Below are 15574 nucleotides of genomic sequence, written 5' to 3'. Positions count from 1 at the left end.
CTGCACATCGGTGCGGTCTTCCATCAGGTGCTTTTGCAGGCGGCGGAAGGCGGCGGCCTGGATTTCGGTCTCGGTTTGCTTGTCCATGGCGGTGGCTCCGGAGTTGTCTTGCGTCCCCGCAGGCCTAGCAGCCGGGACAGGCAATGGGGGCGGGCGGCTGGTCAGATCAGCTGCAGCGCCAGCCAGGGCCCCAGCGCGGTGGCAAAGATCACGATCTTATAGGTGCCGAGCCAGCGGTAGACCGTCAGGCTGACATCCGCGGGCGCCAGCCCGAACATGCGGGCGTGCAGCCCAGCCACCCAGTCCCGCATCAGCATCAGAAGCACGGCAGAGAGGGTGAGCAGTCCGATATGCAAAACGGTCAGCCATCCGAAAAAGGCAGAGAGGGTTTCCTGGGTCATGACTGCTCCTTTCCCCGAAAATCCCGCGTTTCCGTTACAAATATGGGTGCGCGCGGCCCGTTCTGCAATGTCAGCGCCGTTTTCCGAGCCGGAATTCGCGCCGAATTCCGGTGCCCGGCAGGTCAGAGCTCGGAGGCGTCCAGTGCCTTGGGCAGGATACGGGCGAGGCGCTCGGCCCATTCGTGCTGGCCCTCGTGCTCTGCAATCAGATCGTTCCTCAGCTCGACCAGCGTGTTGGGGCGGCCCGGCTTGGTGGCATGGGTTTCGATCGCGTCGCCGGGCAGATAGCCGGTGTAGGGCTCATTGACACCGACGCAGAGGCCCTTTTCGCGGTTCAGCTCGTCAATGACGAAGGGCGAGAACCGCTCGCCCTCGGGGAACAGGATGCCGATTTCCCAAGGCCGCGGCGCACGCCCGCGCAGCTGGCGGGTGAAGCTGTGGACCGAGACGATCACCGTGCGCGGCCGCTCTGCCAGCCGGGCCAGCGCCCGGTGGTAGGGGCGGTAGCAGCTTTCCAGCCGCTCCTTCAGTTCTGCCTCGCCCGCGTGGCGGTTGGCCGGGATGATGGTGCCGTCATAGAGCTTCATCAAGAGGGTCGGGTCGTCCTCGCCGCGGTTGGGATCGATCACCAGGCGGGAGAAGTTGGAGGCCACCACCGGCGCGTCCAGCATCTCGCCCAGGAGCTTGGACACCTCATAGGCGCCGACGTCATAGGCGATGTGGCGCTCCATGTCCTCGCGCGGGAGGCCGAGGTCGCCGCCGCCGGCAAAATCCGGCACATGGTTGGTTGCGTGGTCGCAGGTGATCAGCCAGCGGGCGGGACGGTCTGCGCCGTGAACAAAAAACGGTGTGTATGTCATGAGCCTGATATGTTTTGCCGCATTCTCTTTACGGGAGTTGCGCGGAAATGGGAATTGGGGGATAAGCACCCCGAGCTGTTTGCGGTAACATGAAGACGAGATCCGAAGGAGAGGACCCCAATGAAACGATCGCGCAATGTGAAGATTGTCGCCACTTTGGGGCCGGCCTCGGAGACCTACGAGACCATCCGCGCGCTGCATGAGGCGGGCGCAGATGTGTTCCGCCTGAACATGTCGCACGGCAGCCACCCGGAGATCGCCGAGAAGCACAAGATCATCCGCCAGGTGGAGCAGGACCTGGACAGCCCGATTGCGATTCTCGCTGACTTGCAGGGGCCGAAGCTGCGGGTGGGTGTGTTTGCCAATGGTGCCGAAGACCTGGAGGAGGGGGCGAAGTTCCGCCTCGACTTGGATGAGGCGGAGGGCGGCGTGTCGCGCGTGTGCCTGCCGCATCCGGAGATTTTCCAGGCGCTGGAGCCGGGTGCGCACCTGCTGGTGAACGACGGCAAGATCCGCCTGGTGGTGGATGACTTCGGCCCAGACTTTGCTGATTGCACGGTGGAGACCGGCGGCACGATTTCGAACCGCAAGGGCGTAAATGTGCCCGACGTGGTGCTGCCGCTGGCGGCCTTGTCCGAGAAGGACCGTGCGGACCTGGAATTTGTCTGCTCCCTGGGGGTGGACTGGCTGGCGCTGTCCTTTGTGCAGCGGGCCAAGGATGTTTATGAGGCGCGCGCACTGGCCGATGGCCGCGCGGCGGTGCTGTCGAAGATTGAAAAGCCGCAGGCGGTGGAGGATTTCGAGGCCATTCTGGATGCCTCTGATGGCATCATGGTGGCGCGCGGCGACCTGGGCGTCGAGCTGCCGGTGGCGGCGGTGCCGCCGATCCAGAAACGTCTGGTGCGCAAGTGCCGGGCCGCGGCCAAGCCGGTGATCGTGGCAACCCAGATGCTGGAAAGCATGATCGAAAGCCCGATGCCGACCCGGGCCGAGGTCTCCGACGTTGCCACCGCCATCTATGAGGGCGCCGATGCGGTAATGCTGAGCGCCGAGAGCGCGGCGGGCCAGTATCCGGTGCAGGCGGTGCAGACCATGGACAAGGTGGCGGTCGAGGTCGAGGCTGACCCGACATATACCCAGATCATCGCGTCTTCGCGCTCAGCCAAGGGCACCACGGTGGCTGACGGAATCGTCGCCGCAGCACGGGAGATTGCGGAGAAGACCGAGATCAAGGCGATCTGCTGTTTCACCCAGTCCGGCACCACCGCGCTGCTGACCGCGCGGGAGCGCCCAGGTGTGCCGATCATCGCAATGACCCCGGTCAGCGCCACCGCGCGGCGGCTGTGCCTCAGCTGGGGCTGCAAATGCGTGATGACGCCGGAGCTGGACCGGTTCAAGGGCGCGGTGGTCAGCGCCGCGCGGGCGGCGCGGTCGGGCGGCTACGCCTCCGAGGGCGACCAGATCGTGGTGACTGCCGGCGTGCCCTTCAACGTGCCGGGCACCACCAACATCCTGCGCATTGCCCCCTGCGACGAACGGCTGATCTACAGCACCGACCCCGAATAACCCCAAGGCAGGTGGCGGCGATTGAAATGCCGCCACCTGCGCCTACCATCTCTCAGGTTGCTGAGGTCATGGGGGAGATGGTTCATGGATACGGATCTGGCGTTGATCCTGGGACTGGTGATTGCGGCATTCACGGTGCCATCGGTCATGTCCTCCCTGAGTGAACGCCGCCCGCCGCGGGCGTCAATTCTCACCATATTGATCGCCATCTCGCTGATCGCCTATGCCGTGGTGCAGAAACCTGGCGGATATGCGATTGATGAGATCCCGGACGTGTTTTTCAGGGTCGTCGGGCGCCTTCTTTAGAGAATCCGCTTGCCCATCCTGCCAGCATTGCTTAAAGGGCAGCTCTGTTCCGCGCGGCCGGCCGTCGAGGCATGCCGAGTCGCGCGTCTAGCGAACCTGCATTGAAGGAGACGGAAATGCCCAAGATGAAGACAAAGTCGAGCGCCAAGAAGCGCTTCAAGATTACCGCCACCGGCAAGGTGAAAGCGGGTCAGGCCGGCAAGCGCCACGGCATGATCAAGCGCACCACCAAGTTCATCCGTGACGCCCGCGGCACCACCACCCTGTCCGCACCGGACGCAAAGATCGTCAAGGGCTTCATGCCCTACGACCGCTAAGAGGAGATCTGAGATATGTCCCGCGTTAAAGGTGGTACCACAACTCACGCCCGTCACAAGAAGGTCATCAAGGCAGCCAAAGGTTACTACGGCCGCCGCAAGAACACCTTCAAGGTTGCCCGTCAGGCCGTCGACAAGGCCAACCAGTACGCAACCCGCGACCGTAAGAACCGCAAGCGCAACTTCCGCGCGCTGTGGATCCAGCGTATCAACGCTGCTGTGCGTTCGCACGACGAAGCGCTGACGTACTCCCGCTTCATCAACGGCCTGACCCTGGCCGGCATCGAAGTGGACCGCAAGGTTCTGGCCGACCTGGCCGTGCACGAGCCCGAAGCCTTCGGTGCGATCGTCCGTCAGGCACAGGACGCGCTGGCAGCCTAAGGCTCCAGAGTTCGAATTCAGAGAAGGCCGCCCATCGGGGCGGCCTTTTTTGTTGCCGCTATTCCGGCAACCCTGCCGTACGGAGCGCGTTCAGATAGGGATCCAGGCCGCCGGGATGTTTGACGGGCAGGCTGCGGGCCAGGTAGCTGAGGGATAGTTTCGGCAGTTCGCCAATCGCGGCCTGTACTGAGACCCTGGCCTCGTCCAGGCGCCCGGCCTGCACCAGGGCGGCTGCCTTGACCGCATGCGGCCAATAGCCGGTTGCCCGGGGCAGCTGCATTGTCTTGTCCACCCAGGCCAGGGCGGCCTCTGTATCTCCGGCCAGCACATCCGCCAGCGCATGGGTAATTGTCGTCGCCCAGAGGATCGGATCGCGCGGACTCAACGGCTCGACACGTTCTTCGCAGGCGCGCGCTTCGTCCAGGCGGCCGGCCAGGGTCAGCACCATGCCCAGCCCGTGGTGCGCCTGGCTGAAGCTGGGGTTGAGCTGGATCGCCCGCTGCAGCGCTGCAATCGACAAGTCGTGGCTGCCCTGCATCATGTGGATCCGGCCGATGGCGAAATAACCCACCGGGTCGGTGTCGTCGATCTGCAAGGCGCGGCGTGCGGACGCCATGCCCAGTTCCAGATGGTGCTCCGGGTCGTCCGGCCAGCCCATTACCACGCCCTCATAGTAGGCGTAGCACAGATACGCGTGCGCGGTGGAAAACTCCGGATCAAGCTCTGTTGCCCGCCGGAGAAGGTCCAGAGACTTCTGGTGGTCCTCGCGGCTGTAGTCCCACATGTGCCAGAGGCCGCGCTGGTAGCAGGCCCAGGCATCCAGGCTTTCTGTTCTGCGGCTGATTGCCTTCTCGCGTTCGGCAGCGGCCATTTCCGGCTCCACCCGGCCGACGATGGTCCGGGTGATCTCGTCCTGCAGATCGAAAATATCCTGCAGCTCACGGTCGTAATGTTCCGCCCAGACATGCAGTCCGGTCGGCGCATCAATCAGCTGCGCGGTGACGCGGACGCGGTTGCCGGCCCGGCGCACGCTGCCCTCGAGCACGTAGCGAACGCCAAGTTCGGCGGCGACGCGTTTGATGTCGACGGCTTGCCCCTTGTAGGTGAAGGTGGAGTTGCGGGCGATCACCAGGAACCAGCGGATTTTCGACAGTCCGGTGATGATGTCCTCGCTCAGCCCGTCGGCAAGAAACTCCTGCTCTGGGTCGGCGGACATGTTGGTGAAGGGCAGCACAGCGATGGACAGTTTTTCCCGTTTCCGGGCTGCAGGTTTGGGTGTGGCCGTGCCGCCGTCCCAGCGCCAGACCCGGAAGGGGCCGTCGATGTTTTTGAGGCTGATCTGGCCGGCGTCGATGAAGGTGGCGCCCACTTTGCCGCGGACCTGGCTGTGCACGTGGTCGGAGGTCAGAACGCCGCCGCAGGGCGCGGCGGCTTCCAGCCTGGCGGCGACGTTGACGCCTTCACCCAGCACATCGTCGCCCTCGACAACGATGTCGCCCAGGTTGATGCCTATCCTGAAATCAATCGGGTCCAGATCTGCGTTTTCAGAATTTCTTGCGCGCAGAGCGTTTTGCAGCGCAACCGCACATTCCACCGCATCCACGGCGCTGGCGAATTCGGCAAGGGCGCCATCGCCCATGGTCTTGAAGATGCGGCCCCTGTTTCCGGTCACAAGAGGGATGAAGATTTCGCTCCAGATGACTTTCATCCGTTTGAGCGTTGCCGCCTCGTCCGCCTGAACGAGTTTGGAATAACCCACGACATCTGCTGCCAGAATTGCAGCCAGGCGGCGCTCCATCCACTGGCCCTCCCCTTTGGGTCAGGGTAGCGGGAGCGGTGGTAAAAAACCAGTTCCCAGTGCTGAGGTGCAGAAAGCTGCTGCTATCGGGTGCCAGGAACCGAAAGCAGAAAACAGCACCGAATATTTGCTGACCCCTGCCGTGCTCAGCCTTGGCGCGGCATCCGCAGGGTAAAGATGGTCTGCTGGCGATCCGACGCTGCCACGATCAGGCCACCATGCGCCCTGGCGATCTGCTGGGCGATGTAAAGGCCCAGACCGAGACCGTTCTGCGACTCGCGGGTGTCGGTGCGGGTGAAGGGTTCGAACAGCAGCGCCATGGTTGCTTCGGGGATCGGATCCCCCTGGTTGGCGACGGACAGAGTGAAATCGCTGCCGTCCTCGCGGGCTGTCACGATGACCGGTTTGCCTTGGGCGCCGTGAGTCACTGCATTGGACAGAAGGTTGGAGACCAGCTGCGCAATGCGGTCCGTGTCGCAGTTCAGCGGGTCGGTGAAACTGTAGTTCTCGGTGATCGGGGTGCCCGGATTTGCCAGCCGGATTTCCTCAACCGTTTGCGCCAGGACCGGCCGCAGCTCCGCGCTGTCCGACCGCGTGATTTCAATGCCTTCTCCAAGGCGCGACCGGGCAAAGTCCAGAATGTCGTTGATCAGCGCCGACATCCGGGTGACGGACTGGCGCCCGAGCGCCAGGATCTCCAGCGCCTTGGCTGATTGCGGTTCATTCTCCAACAGCCGCAGCGTGGCGCCGATCGCCGACAGCGGGTTGCGCAGGTCATGGCCCAGCACAGCGATGAACTGCTCGCGGAAATGGGCTTCCTGCTCGCGGGAGGCCAGATTGGCGGCGTTTTCCTTGGCTTTGGTTACATCCCGGGCACTGCAGTAAAAGCGTTCGCCTTCCGGAACCGCGTTCCAGGACAGCCAGCGATAGCTGCCGTCCTTGTGCCGGTAGCGGTTTTCGAACTGCAGCACCGGCTTGCCCTGCTTGACGCGCTCAAAGGCGGCCTCGGTCCGGGACATGTCGTCGGGGTGCAGGAAGTCGAAGAACTGGCGGCTTTCGATATCTTCCGGCAGCAGGCCCAGCGTGGTGAACCAGGCCGGGTTTGTGTCTGTGAAGATGCCGGAGGCGTCGATGATGCCCAACAGGTCTGGCGTGACCTTCCAGGTCTGGCTGGTGCGGTCCATTTGTGTGGGCACGGCAGTACATCTCTTTGGGACGGCAGGTCTGCAACTTGCACAGCTTGCCTGCCTGCTGGCAAGCGCTAAGGTGCCGCACTTGCGGGAAAAACTGTCTGCTGCGGCATGCGTTTGCCTCGCCGGACCAGACGGGCAGCCGCGGAAACGCCATCACCACATGCGGGACTTGGCGTATTCCGCATATCCTGCGTCATATGCCTCTGCCTCAAAGCTCTCCTCCTGCTCTTTCAGGAACTGGCCAGCGGTGGGCACCGCGGGGCGGTTCGCCTCCAGGTCCCACAGGCGGGAGCGCATCAGCGCCTTGGCGCATTGGAAATAGAGCTCTTGAAGCGTGATTACCGCCACAGTCGCGGGCCGCAGGGATTTGCGGGCAAAATGGGAGCGAATGGCCTCGTCCGCGGTCAGCACGGCGGTGCCGTTCACCCGAACCACGTTGTTGCAGCCAGGCACCATGAACATCAGGCTGACGCGGCTGTCGCGGACGATATTGCGCAAGCTGTCGATGCGGTTGTTGCCGCGCCAGTCGGGCAGCCAGAGGGTGCGCTCGTCCGCCATATGCACCACAGGGCCGTCATCGCCGCGTGGGGTGGCGTCTGTGCCCTCGGGGCCAACGGTGGACAGCATCAGAAACCTCGAGGCGCCGATCCAGTTGCGGTAAAGCGGCGTCAGGCGGGTGGTGACCTTGGTCAGCGATTGCGGCACCGGGGCGCCGTAGATCTCTTCAAGCTCATTGGTGCTGGTGATGGTCTGCATGGGGCCGGCCTCCTTTTGGTTGCGTTTTAGCTTGCCCTTTCGCGGCGATGGGGCCAGTTTTTGCGCAAATGGGCCAGAATGCGGATATCCGGCGGCGGGGACCGTCCTCCTCCGATGCGGTGCAGATGCTGCCGCATGGGGTGGCATCCTATGCGCGCACCTATGCGGACGGCTATGTCTCTGCCTGGCATGATCATCCGCGCCACCAGCTGGTCTATGCGGTGGCCGGGCTGATGATGGCAGAGGCCGGCGGCACCACTTGGGCGGTGCCTGCGGGGTCGGGGCTGATCGTGCCTGCAGGGGTGCTGCATGAGATCCGCATGGCGGGCGAAGTGCAGCTGCAGTCGCTCTATATCGATCCGGCGGCACCAGGGGCGGAGATGATGGCGGAGTGCCGGGCGGTGACCGTGGAGCCGCTGCTGGCGGGGCTGATTGCGGCGCTGTGCGCCATGAACAATCCCTGGCCGCTGCCGCCGCGGGCACACCATCTGAGCCAGCTGATCCTGATAGAACTGGCGGCGGCGCCGAAATCCCCGCTGGCGCTGCCGTACCCTGCGGACGCGCGGCTGCAGCGGGTCTGCGATGCGCTGATCGGCGCACCGGGCGCGCCGCACACGCTGGACCATTGGGCGGCGCTGGCAGGGATGAGCCGCCGCAGCTTCACCCGCCGGTTCCAGCAGCAGACGGGGCTGAGTTTCGGTGGCTGGCGCGACCGGCTGCGCTGCCAGATCGCACTGCGGGCAGAGGCACGCGGCGCGCGGTTGGACCAGGTGGCGCAAAGGCTGGGCTATGCCAGCCGCCAGTCGCTGCTGGCGATGATGCGGCGGCTGGTGTGACGCCCGGCGAGGACGCTGGCCGGTGTCATGATTTCCGTAGTCGCAGGCCGCTGCTATCTGTGGCAGGTTGCGCCGGAACGGCGGCAATGAGGCAGGCATGAAATTCATCCGGAATGTGATCGCGCAACTGGAATCCCCGCGCGAGGTTCGGCCGCTGGGCAGCGGCTGGCTGTCGGGCTCAATGGCGCTTTTGGCGGCCATCACCGGGCTGCTGCTGGTGCTGCTGCGCTGGTACCCTGAGACGTTCTCTTATCCGCAGATCGCATTTGTGCATTCCAGCGGCTATGTGACCGCCTTCCTGCGGTTTGTGCTGCTGGCGGGCTATGCGCTGTCGCTGCTGAGCCTGATCCTGAGCCGCCAGAAAAGCCTGGGCTGGGCGGCGCTGGGTCTGTCTGTAGTTGCCTCGCTGATGGCTACGGCGCAGCCGCAGCACGCGGGCGAGGCTCCGCAGAGCTTGTATTTCGGGCTCGACTATTTTGTCGTGAACGTGCTGCTGGTGGGTTTTCTGTTCGTGCCGCTGGAGCGGGTCTTTCCGGCGCGGCGCGAGCAGACCGTGTTCCGCACCGAATGGCGCGAGGACATGTTCTATTATCTGATCAGTTCCATGCTGGTGCAGGTGCTGACGTTCCTGACCATGGCGCCCGCGAACTATGTGAACACCGAGTTCGACCTGGAGGGGATCCGCGCCCATATCACCAATCTGCCCTTTGCGGTGCAGGTGCTGATCATCATGGCGGCAACGGATTTCGTGCAGTACTGGGTGCACCGCGCCTTTCACACCTTTCCGGCGCTGTGGCATTTCCATGCGATCCACCACTCCGCCAAGAAGATGGACTGGCTGGCCGGGGCGCGGATGCATTTCATCGAGATCGCGGTGCTGCGCGGGCTGACTGCAGTGCCGATGTTTACGCTCGGCTTCAAGCCGGAGGCGATCCAGGGCTATCTGCTGATCGTCTATTTCTACTCTAGCTTCAACCACGCCAATATCGGCTGGAAGCTGGGCTTTGTGGAGCGGTTCCTAGTCACCCCGCGCTATCACCATTGGCATCATGGCAGCGAGCGGGCGGCGATCGACATCAACTATGCCTCGCATTTCCCGCTTTATGACTGGCTGTTTGGCACCCACCACCTGCCGGAGAAGGAATGGCCGTCGAAATACGGGGTGGCCGGTGACACGGTGCCAAACGGCTACTGGCGGCAATTCCTGTACCCGTTCAACCAAAAGCGCTGGAAGAAGAAGCCGGATGAGGGTGGCAAGGGCTGAGGCTCAGAGGTTTTGGCCGTCGTAGATTTCTGATGGCAGCCGCAGCGCATCCAGTCCCTTGATGCAGCCGAGGTTCACCCGGTAGTGCCCAGGGTTGAGGCGGGTTTCCACAAAGGTGTGGATGCCGCATGTGCCGCAGAAATGGTGCTGCGCGGTCTTGGTGCCGAACTGGTAGGTTTTCAGGGTGCCGGGGGCAGCCGTGATGTGCATATCGGCGGGCGGGATGGTTTCCGGTGTCAAGCCAGCCCCTCTGCGGGAGCAAATCGAGCAGTCGCAAAGCATGGCGCTGGAGATTTCCCGGGTGCGGAAGGTGAAGCGGACTGCGCCACAATGGCAGGTCCCGGAGTAGGTTTCCATCACTGGCCTCATAAGTTGAGTGGAATACGCAGATAAGATGCAACAGGATGCACACTGTGCAGGCCTGCGGGCGACAGCGACAGGTCTGGAAACGCCTGTTACACCAGCGGAGCGGGCATATCAGGCCGCGATTCCGTGCGGACCGTGGCGGATGATGGCCCATTGGCCATAGCTGTCATCCAGGTCCAGCTTGATCGCCGCGTCAGACTTGGTGCTGGCGCTGCCGATCTCGGCCAGGGTGAACTCGATGCCGCCGGGGATATCGATGCGGACCCGGTGCTCGCCGCCGCCATGCGGGGCCTGGATCGGCCGGCCGGTTGAGGTGACCAGCCCTTCGATGTCGAGTTTGGCAGTGCGGTTTTCGATGTCGACCTCGTAGTCGATCCGCTTGATCAGCGTCTCGTGCACGGTGTCGCACATCGCGCGGAACACCCACCAATGGGTGGCTTCCTCATCGGTTTCGCCGCCCAGCATCACGGTTTCCAGCGCCGCGCGCTGGGCGTCGGTGGCGCGGTCGTCGATGATCGCCTGCAGTGCCCCCTTGCCCTCGAAGACCGGGCCGGGCCAGGCATAAAACAGCGCTGCGCGGGTGCCGGTCAGGTCGGTGCCGCCGAAATGGCCCTTGTCGATACGAATCACCTCGAACCCGGTGCAATGCCCATGGGTGGGCAGATCCTCGAACTGGCAGGGACAGCCGTAGTTGCAGTTGCAGTTCCCGAAGCTGGGGCCTTCGATATACCAATCCACATGTGCCATGGCTGTCCTCCGGTTGCTGCTGAATGGGATGCGCTGTGCCGCGCGCCGCAAGTATAGCATAAAACCGCAGGCTCTGCCGGGCGGCAGGTCAGGCGCTGCCGTTCTCCGCCGCTGCGACTGGAAACATGCGGTCATAGGCGAGGGTGAAGCCGTAGGTGTAGACCACCACGAAGGAGGTCACCGTCAGGTCGGCGGCCAGCGCCTGCAGCAGGCCCAGGTTCAGCCACCAGATATAGACCGGCAGCGAGGTCAGCAGCAGCGTAGCCTCGAACCCTGCGGCATGGAGCAGGCGGCCCAGCGGCGAGCGGTCGCTGGCGACCCGGCCTGCTCTGGCATCCGCGTGATCGAAGATCCAGTTGTAGAGGAGGTTCAGCAGCATTGCCTTCACGGACAGGAAGGCGCCCAGGAGGCCGATGTCGCTGAGCGGTTTGTCAAAGAATGCTGCACCAACGGGCACCAGCATTGCCATCAGCAGGATTTCGAAGCTGAAGGTATAGCGCAGCCGGTCCCTTGCGGTACGCATTGCAACTTTGCCTGCCATTCTGTGCCTCCTTTTGAAGTCTGGGCGTTGTCTTTGTTCTATCCCTATTTCATGATGCTTCCAGTCAGTATGTATCTGAAAATCAGATGGGTGGTCCATGATGTCTCCGGAAACCCTGCAGGCCTTTGTGTTGGCCGCCGAACTGGGCTCCTTCTCAGCCGCGGCGCGCAGGATGGGCAAGGCGCAGTCGGCGGTGTCCACTGCAATTGCCAATCTGGAGATCGACTGCGGCCTGCAGCTGTTCGACCGCAGCGGACGGTCGCCTGCGCTGACAAAGGCGGGCCGCGAGATGCTGCCGCATGCGCACGGCATTCTTTTGGGTCAGCGGGAGTTCTCCGCCAAAGCTGCGTCGATGGCCGAGGGGGTGGAGGACAGCCTGTGCCTGGCAGTGGAGCAGGGGCTGAACCAGGCGCCGCTGCTGGAGGCGCTGCGCGGCTTTGCCGAGGCCTTTCCGCATGTGGCGGTGGAGATTCTGTCGGCGGGACCCAATGATACGGCCGCATTGCTGAAGGAAGGCCGCGCCGATCTGGGGCTGATGACGGAGCAGGAGAGCTACCCGGAGGGGTTCCAGTTCCGCGGCGTTGGCCACACGGTGGCGGTGCCGGTTTGCGGGCGGGATCACCCGCTGGCTGCCCTTGGCCCCCTCGCGCACCGCGACCTGCGGGCGCACCGGCAGCTGGTGCTGCAAAGCCGCTCGCAGGAGGCCCGCTGGCTGATCGGTGAGGCCTACAGCGCCTCTCTCTGGTGCGCGGAAAGCCCGGGGATGATTATCGAGCTGCTGCGGCAGGGGCTGGGCTGGGCCGAACTGCCGCTGCCCGCGGTGCAGCCGCATCTGGACAGCGGCGCCCTGGTGCGGTTGCGCTATGGATTCCAGCAGAGCGATGCGCTGGCCGGCATCGACGTGGTCTGGACGTCGCAGCGGGTGCTGGGGCAGGCCGGGCAATGGCTGCAGCAGCACCTGTTAAGGCTGCCGCAGGAGGCGTGGCGGGGGTGACGGCTTCTGGCTCCGGTCCGTCGCGGCGCGCCGTGGTGACACACCGCTGACGCATCGGTCCCCGCCCTCTTGCTTTCGCGCGCCCTTGTGGTAGCAGGGCACAAGCAGAATTCGAGGGGCCGTGATGGACGATCTTAAAGCCAAATACCTGGGTCAGATTGCAGAGGCCGCCGACGAGTCGGCGCTGGAGGCGATCCGCCTTGCCGCCGTCGGCAAGAAGGGCGAAGTGGCGCTGAAGATGCGCGAGCTGGGCAAGATGACCCCGGAAGAACGCCAGGTGGCAGGTCCCGCGCTGAACGCGCTGAAGGATGAGATCAACTCGGCGCTGGCGGCCAAGAAGGCGGGCCTGGAAGATGCCGCACTGGATGAGCGCCTGCGCACCGAATGGCTGGACGTGACCCTGCCGTCGCGCCCCGCCCGCCAGGGCAGCCTGCATCCGATCAGCCAGGTACAGGAAGAGATCACTGCGATCTTTGCGGAACTCGGCTTCTCCGTTGCCGAAGGCCCGCGGATCGACACCGACTGGTACAACTTCGATGCGCTGAACATTCCCGGCCACCATCCGGCGCGCGCCGAGATGGACACGTTCTACATGCACCGTGCCGAGGGCGACGACCGCCCGCCGCATGTGCTGCGCACCCATACCTCGCCGGTGCAGATCCGCTCGATGGAGAAGATGGGCGCGCCGCTGCGCATCATCTGCCCGGGCGGCGTTTACCGTGCCGACTACGACCAGACCCACACGCCGATGTTCCACCAGGTCGAAGGCCTGGCGCTGGACAAGGACATCTCGATGGCGAACCTCAAGTGGGTGCTGGAGGAATTCGTCAAATCCTTCTTCGAGGTGGACGACGTCGAGCTGCGCTTCCGCGCGTCGCATTTCCCCTTCACCGAGCCGTCGGCAGAGGTCGACATCCGCTGTTCCTGGGAAGGCGGCACGCTGAAGATCGGCGAGGGTGACGACTGGATGGAGATCCTCGGCTCCGGCATGGTGCACCCCAAGGTGATCGCGGCCGGCGGCATCGACCCGGAGATCTACCAGGGCTTTGCCTTCGGCATCGGCATCGACCGTTTGGCGATGCTGAAATACGGCATCCCGGACCTGCGCGCCTTCTTCGACAGCGACCTGCGCTGGCTGCGCCACTACGGCTTCCAGAGCCTGGACATGCCGGCGCTGCATGGCGGTTTGTCGCGGTAATTCATCAAAGTTTCAGAACTACCGCCCGGCCGATAGGCCGGGCAGCGCCCGGCCCGCCCCCCACGGGGCGGGCGCTTCGCTTCCCACCCCGCCGGGCCGGGCGCTGCCCTCAGTGATGCACGGTGAGGGTACAATTGCGCTTTGCACGCAACGGGCGCTATGCTCCCCTCTATACTGCAAAAAGTTTGATTTGAGGGTTTTGAGCGAATGGCTTCTGCTGAAGTGATGACCGCCTGCGAGAATGTGTGCGGGGATTTTGGGTGGCTGTTTGATTGGCTAAAAGAAATAGCAGGTAACCCCGTTTGGGCGTTGTTTCTTGGAGGCTTGATCTCTCTGGCGATCTGGCGAATGCAAACGAAGTTGGCGTTCGAGCTGGAGCTAAAACGGGAAAAGAGAGAGCTATACCGCAACTTTATTCGTCAAATCGGAAAAGCTGCTAGAGTAAAGCATGAAGCCGATGCTGATGGTTGGGATTTGAACCCGGAAGTAAGGAAGCTTTGGGCGCTGCAAAAAGAAATTGTGCTGGTTGGTTCAATCGCGTCAAGTGAGACCAGTCAGGCCGTTCTTGCTGCTCTTGAAACCCTTTTCGAAGAAGTATCACCACGGGTCACTTCCTTAGACGGCTTAGAGCGAAGCCTGGACGAAAATGTTTTGTTTGCGAGTGACCGAATGGTTGACGCAATGAGGCGAGAAATCGGCACAGATTTTTGAATGAAGCCCCAGCGCGGAACAAGGCCGGGAGGCCGCCGCGCCATCGCTTGCCTCCCGGCGATTGCCCGCAAGGGCAGGCGATTTGGTGACGCAGGCGAAACGGCTGGACGTTCTACGGACTAGGCCGACATAAATTGCCAAACGCCAATGCCGGTTCGTCTCCCCGCGGTCAGGCGGTGGCGAGGCTTGAGCGTGACACCTCAGGCAGGTTCTGCCGCTGATGTGCTTCCCAGCCGTTTTCCCAGCGCCTTGATCTTGGCGACCCGGTTTTCCTTGTCAGGAATGATGAAGCCGCGGAGCTTGCGGTTGATCATGCCGGCCATCAGCTTGCCCAGGAGCTTGGGGGAACGCGTCTTGGCATAGCGCAGCTTGACCAATGTTCCGCCGCCGACCTCCTCCATCTCGATGGTTTCATACATCATCAGGCCCATCGGCAGGTTGTAGCGGCCGGTGACATATTCGCCGGGGTTCCAGTCCAGCACTTCGTAAGGAAACAGCGCGTCGCCGTGGTAGCAGTGATACATCGTGCCGGGTTCGATCTTGCCCTTGTTGGTGTTCAGCAGGTCCATCTTGTCGGCGCCCAGCCATTCGGTGCGCAGATCGGGGCGGGTGCAGATGGTAAAGGCGATCTCAGGCGAGACGGCCAGCGGAACGATCCATTCGTCAAACAGCAGGTCATCCGTGGCGCCGACAAAGCTGCGCTCGGATGAGCGGCGGCGCTGCCAGGCCGCACGCATGTCGCGGACCACATACTCAACCGGGCCGATGTGTTCGATGTCCTCGCTGTGAAACTCGCTCTCCTCAAAGAAATCGACCAGATCCATCGCCCGCAGCGCATCGCAGGAAATAAGCGTATAGGCGGTGAGGCCGGTGCGTTCGGTGACCGAGTTCTTGAGCAGCCGGAAGGCGGTGATCACGTCGGGGCCGGCCAGCTCGTTGCTGCCCCTTGTGTCCTGCAGGATGCATTCGCCGTGATGCACCACCAGTTTCAGCTCCAGATCGCCGATCTTGCTGCAGGCATCGCAGGTGCAGCCGGTGTTGAGGATCATTTTCTCCTTTTCGCGGGCGAAAATGCAGTAAAGGCTTTCGGCAAAGTCGAGGATGAACTGCTTGGTCATCACCTCGCTTTCGAAGGCATAGGCAAAGACCGCATCGCCCTGCAGGCCGGAGATCTGAAGCGGTGCGCGGATAGCGGGGATCAGGCTGCCGAAGAGCGCATCGAGGATGCCCTTGGAATGCTCCAGCGGGGTGCCGGCCATGAATTTGGTGTAGCCCGACAGGTCGGCAATGACGAAGAAGGCGTTTTGAACCCCGGAATGCTGATCCGTCATCGGTGTCT

General features: G+C 63.3%; 18 protein-coding genes and 1 pseudogene. 9 read left to right on the top strand and 10 right to left on the bottom strand.

Annotated features, from left to right (window positions below; all coding sequences use genetic code 11):
• The 3 genes and pseudogenes from RA21_RS23235 to RA21_RS18390 form a co-directional block, all read right to left on the bottom strand.
• Positions 1–87, bottom strand: a pseudogene (locus RA21_RS23235) (DUF1244 domain-containing protein); the annotation flags it as partial.
• Between the two features lie 74 nt (positions 88–161).
• Complete coding sequence (locus RA21_RS18395; RefSeq protein WP_039151633.1) at positions 162–401, bottom strand: DUF6868 family protein; 240 nt, start codon at positions 399–401, stop codon at positions 162–164.
• Between the two features lie 122 nt (positions 402–523).
• Complete coding sequence (locus tag RA21_RS18390; protein ID WP_039151631.1) at positions 524–1261, bottom strand: N-formylglutamate amidohydrolase; 738 nt, start codon at positions 1259–1261, stop codon at positions 524–526.
• 120 nt (positions 1262–1381) lie between these two features.
• On the opposite strand from RA21_RS18390, the gene pyk reads away from it, so the two are divergent.
• From pyk to rplT, 4 genes are all read left to right on the top strand, one after another.
• Entirely contained in the window at positions 1382–2827 is a 1446-nt protein-coding gene (gene pyk, locus RA21_RS18385) for a pyruvate kinase (RefSeq protein WP_039151629.1), read from the top strand.
• An 84-nt stretch (positions 2828–2911) separates the two neighbouring features.
• Entirely contained in the window at positions 2912–3133 is a 222-nt protein-coding gene (locus RA21_RS18380; RefSeq protein WP_019298274.1) for a hypothetical protein, read from the top strand.
• Between the two features lie 116 nt (positions 3134–3249).
• Positions 3250–3450 (top strand): 50S ribosomal protein L35, encoded by a 201-nt coding sequence (gene rpmI, locus RA21_RS18375; protein ID WP_019298273.1) that lies wholly within the window; start codon positions 3250–3252, stop codon positions 3448–3450.
• A 15-nt stretch (positions 3451–3465) separates the two neighbouring features.
• Complete coding sequence (gene rplT / locus RA21_RS18370; protein WP_008557989.1) at positions 3466–3831, top strand: 50S ribosomal protein L20; 366 nt, start codon at positions 3466–3468, stop codon at positions 3829–3831.
• A gap of 58 nt (positions 3832–3889) precedes the next feature.
• Here the strand turns inward: rplT and RA21_RS18365 are convergent, their stop codons facing one another.
• The 3 genes from RA21_RS18365 to RA21_RS18355 all read right to left on the bottom strand — a co-directional run bounded on the left by RA21_RS18365 (position 3890) and on the right by RA21_RS18355 (position 7578).
• Positions 3890–5629: an adenylate/guanylate cyclase domain-containing protein gene (locus RA21_RS18365; RefSeq protein WP_039151628.1), complete on the bottom strand. Its 1740-nt coding sequence runs from the start codon at positions 5627–5629 to the stop codon at positions 3890–3892.
• Between the two features lie 146 nt (positions 5630–5775).
• Entirely contained in the window at positions 5776–6813 is a 1038-nt protein-coding gene (locus RA21_RS18360; RefSeq protein ID WP_039151626.1) for a PAS domain-containing sensor histidine kinase, read from the bottom strand.
• Between the two features lie 162 nt (positions 6814–6975).
• Positions 6976–7578, bottom strand: coding sequence for a pyridoxamine 5'-phosphate oxidase family protein (locus RA21_RS18355; RefSeq protein ID WP_039151624.1), 603 nt, complete (start codon positions 7576–7578; stop codon positions 6976–6978).
• Positions 7579–7646: 68 nt separating this feature from the next.
• On the opposite strand from RA21_RS18355, the gene RA21_RS18350 reads away from it, so the two are divergent.
• On the top strand, positions 7647–8414 hold the full coding sequence (locus RA21_RS18350; protein ID WP_039151622.1) for an AraC family transcriptional regulator: 768 nt from the start codon (positions 7647–7649) through the stop codon (positions 8412–8414).
• 97 nt (positions 8415–8511) lie between these two features.
• The gene (locus RA21_RS18345; protein WP_039151647.1) at positions 8512–9678 is read left to right on the top strand and encodes a sterol desaturase family protein; all 1167 of its coding nucleotides are present in this window, start codon (positions 8512–8514) and stop codon (positions 9676–9678) included.
• A gap of 3 nt (positions 9679–9681) precedes the next feature.
• Here the strand turns inward: RA21_RS18345 and RA21_RS18340 are convergent, their stop codons facing one another.
• From RA21_RS18340 to RA21_RS18330, 3 genes are all read right to left on the bottom strand, one after another.
• On the bottom strand, positions 9682–10035 hold the full coding sequence (locus tag RA21_RS18340; protein ID WP_019298267.1) for a GFA family protein: 354 nt from the start codon (positions 10033–10035) through the stop codon (positions 9682–9684).
• 120 nt (positions 10036–10155) lie between these two features.
• On the bottom strand, positions 10156–10791 hold the full coding sequence (locus RA21_RS18335; RefSeq protein ID WP_019298266.1) for a DUF1326 domain-containing protein: 636 nt from the start codon (positions 10789–10791) through the stop codon (positions 10156–10158).
• An 88-nt stretch (positions 10792–10879) separates the two neighbouring features.
• Positions 10880–11332: a PACE efflux transporter gene (locus tag RA21_RS18330; protein ID WP_193748093.1), complete on the bottom strand. Its 453-nt coding sequence runs from the start codon at positions 11330–11332 to the stop codon at positions 10880–10882.
• A gap of 97 nt (positions 11333–11429) precedes the next feature.
• On the opposite strand from RA21_RS18330, the gene RA21_RS18325 reads away from it, so the two are divergent.
• The 3 genes from RA21_RS18325 to RA21_RS18315 all read left to right on the top strand — a co-directional run bounded on the left by RA21_RS18325 (position 11430) and on the right by RA21_RS18315 (position 14235).
• Positions 11430–12326 carry a LysR family transcriptional regulator gene (locus RA21_RS18325; protein ID WP_039151620.1) on the top strand — a complete coding sequence of 299 codons (897 nt, stop codon included), beginning with the start codon at positions 11430–11432 and terminating at the stop codon, positions 12324–12326.
• Between the two features lie 124 nt (positions 12327–12450).
• On the top strand, positions 12451–13524 hold the full coding sequence (gene pheS / locus RA21_RS18320) for a phenylalanine--tRNA ligase subunit alpha (RefSeq protein ID WP_039151618.1): 1074 nt from the start codon (positions 12451–12453) through the stop codon (positions 13522–13524).
• Between the two features lie 207 nt (positions 13525–13731).
• Positions 13732–14235 carry a hypothetical protein gene (locus RA21_RS18315; protein ID WP_019298262.1) on the top strand — a complete coding sequence of 168 codons (504 nt, stop codon included), beginning with the start codon at positions 13732–13734 and terminating at the stop codon, positions 14233–14235.
• 200 nt (positions 14236–14435) lie between these two features.
• On the opposite strand, the gene RA21_RS18310 is transcribed toward RA21_RS18315, so the two are convergent.
• Positions 14436–15566 (bottom strand): DUF2652 domain-containing protein, encoded by a 1131-nt coding sequence (locus tag RA21_RS18310; RefSeq protein ID WP_039151616.1) that lies wholly within the window; start codon positions 15564–15566, stop codon positions 14436–14438.
• Positions 15567–15574 lie beyond the last annotated feature (8 nt).

This window comes from Leisingera sp. ANG-DT (assembly GCF_000813785.1).
Classification (GTDB): domain Bacteria; phylum Pseudomonadota; class Alphaproteobacteria; order Rhodobacterales; family Rhodobacteraceae; genus Leisingera.
The sequence above is the reverse complement of the archived record's forward strand: the minus strand, read 5'-3'. Positions and strand labels throughout refer to the sequence as shown.

Excerpts from the sequence above, each read along its gene's own strand:
- RA21_RS18365 (WP_039151628.1), bottom strand. The coding sequence starts at position 5,629 with ATGGAGCGCCGCCTGGCTGCAATTCTGGCAGCAGATGTCGTGGGTTAT.
- rpmI (WP_019298273.1), top strand. The coding sequence starts at position 3,250 with ATGCCCAAGATGAAGACAAAGTCGAGCGCCAAGAAGCGCTTCAAGATT.
- pheS (WP_039151618.1), top strand. The coding sequence starts at position 12,451 with ATGGACGATCTTAAAGCCAAATACCTGGGTCAGATTGCAGAGGCCGCC.
- RA21_RS18390 (WP_039151631.1), bottom strand. The coding sequence starts at position 1,261 with ATGACATACACACCGTTTTTTGTTCACGGCGCAGACCGTCCCGCCCGC.
- RA21_RS18325 (WP_039151620.1), top strand. The coding sequence starts at position 11,430 with ATGATGTCTCCGGAAACCCTGCAGGCCTTTGTGTTGGCCGCCGAACTG.
- RA21_RS18315 (WP_019298262.1), top strand. The coding sequence starts at position 13,732 with ATGGCTTCTGCTGAAGTGATGACCGCCTGCGAGAATGTGTGCGGGGAT.
- RA21_RS18345 (WP_039151647.1), top strand. The coding sequence starts at position 8,512 with ATGAAATTCATCCGGAATGTGATCGCGCAACTGGAATCCCCGCGCGAG.
- RA21_RS18340 (WP_019298267.1), bottom strand. The coding sequence starts at position 10,035 with ATGGAAACCTACTCCGGGACCTGCCATTGTGGCGCAGTCCGCTTCACC.
- RA21_RS18350 (WP_039151622.1), top strand. The coding sequence starts at position 7,647 with ATGGGCCAGAATGCGGATATCCGGCGGCGGGGACCGTCCTCCTCCGAT.
- rplT (WP_008557989.1), top strand. The coding sequence starts at position 3,466 with ATGTCCCGCGTTAAAGGTGGTACCACAACTCACGCCCGTCACAAGAAG.
- RA21_RS18310 (WP_039151616.1), bottom strand. The coding sequence starts at position 15,566 with ATGACGGATCAGCATTCCGGGGTTCAAAACGCCTTCTTCGTCATTGCC.
- RA21_RS18360 (WP_039151626.1), bottom strand. The coding sequence starts at position 6,813 with ATGGACCGCACCAGCCAGACCTGGAAGGTCACGCCAGACCTGTTGGGC.
- RA21_RS18330 (WP_193748093.1), bottom strand. The coding sequence starts at position 11,332 with ATGGCAGGCAAAGTTGCAATGCGTACCGCAAGGGACCGGCTGCGCTAT.
- RA21_RS18395 (WP_039151633.1), bottom strand. The coding sequence starts at position 401 with ATGACCCAGGAAACCCTCTCTGCCTTTTTCGGATGGCTGACCGTTTTG.
- RA21_RS18355 (WP_039151624.1), bottom strand. The coding sequence starts at position 7,578 with ATGCAGACCATCACCAGCACCAATGAGCTTGAAGAGATCTACGGCGCC.
- RA21_RS18380 (WP_019298274.1), top strand. The coding sequence starts at position 2,912 with ATGGATACGGATCTGGCGTTGATCCTGGGACTGGTGATTGCGGCATTC.
- pyk (WP_039151629.1), top strand. The coding sequence starts at position 1,382 with ATGAAACGATCGCGCAATGTGAAGATTGTCGCCACTTTGGGGCCGGCC.
- RA21_RS18335 (WP_019298266.1), bottom strand. The coding sequence starts at position 10,791 with ATGGCACATGTGGATTGGTATATCGAAGGCCCCAGCTTCGGGAACTGC.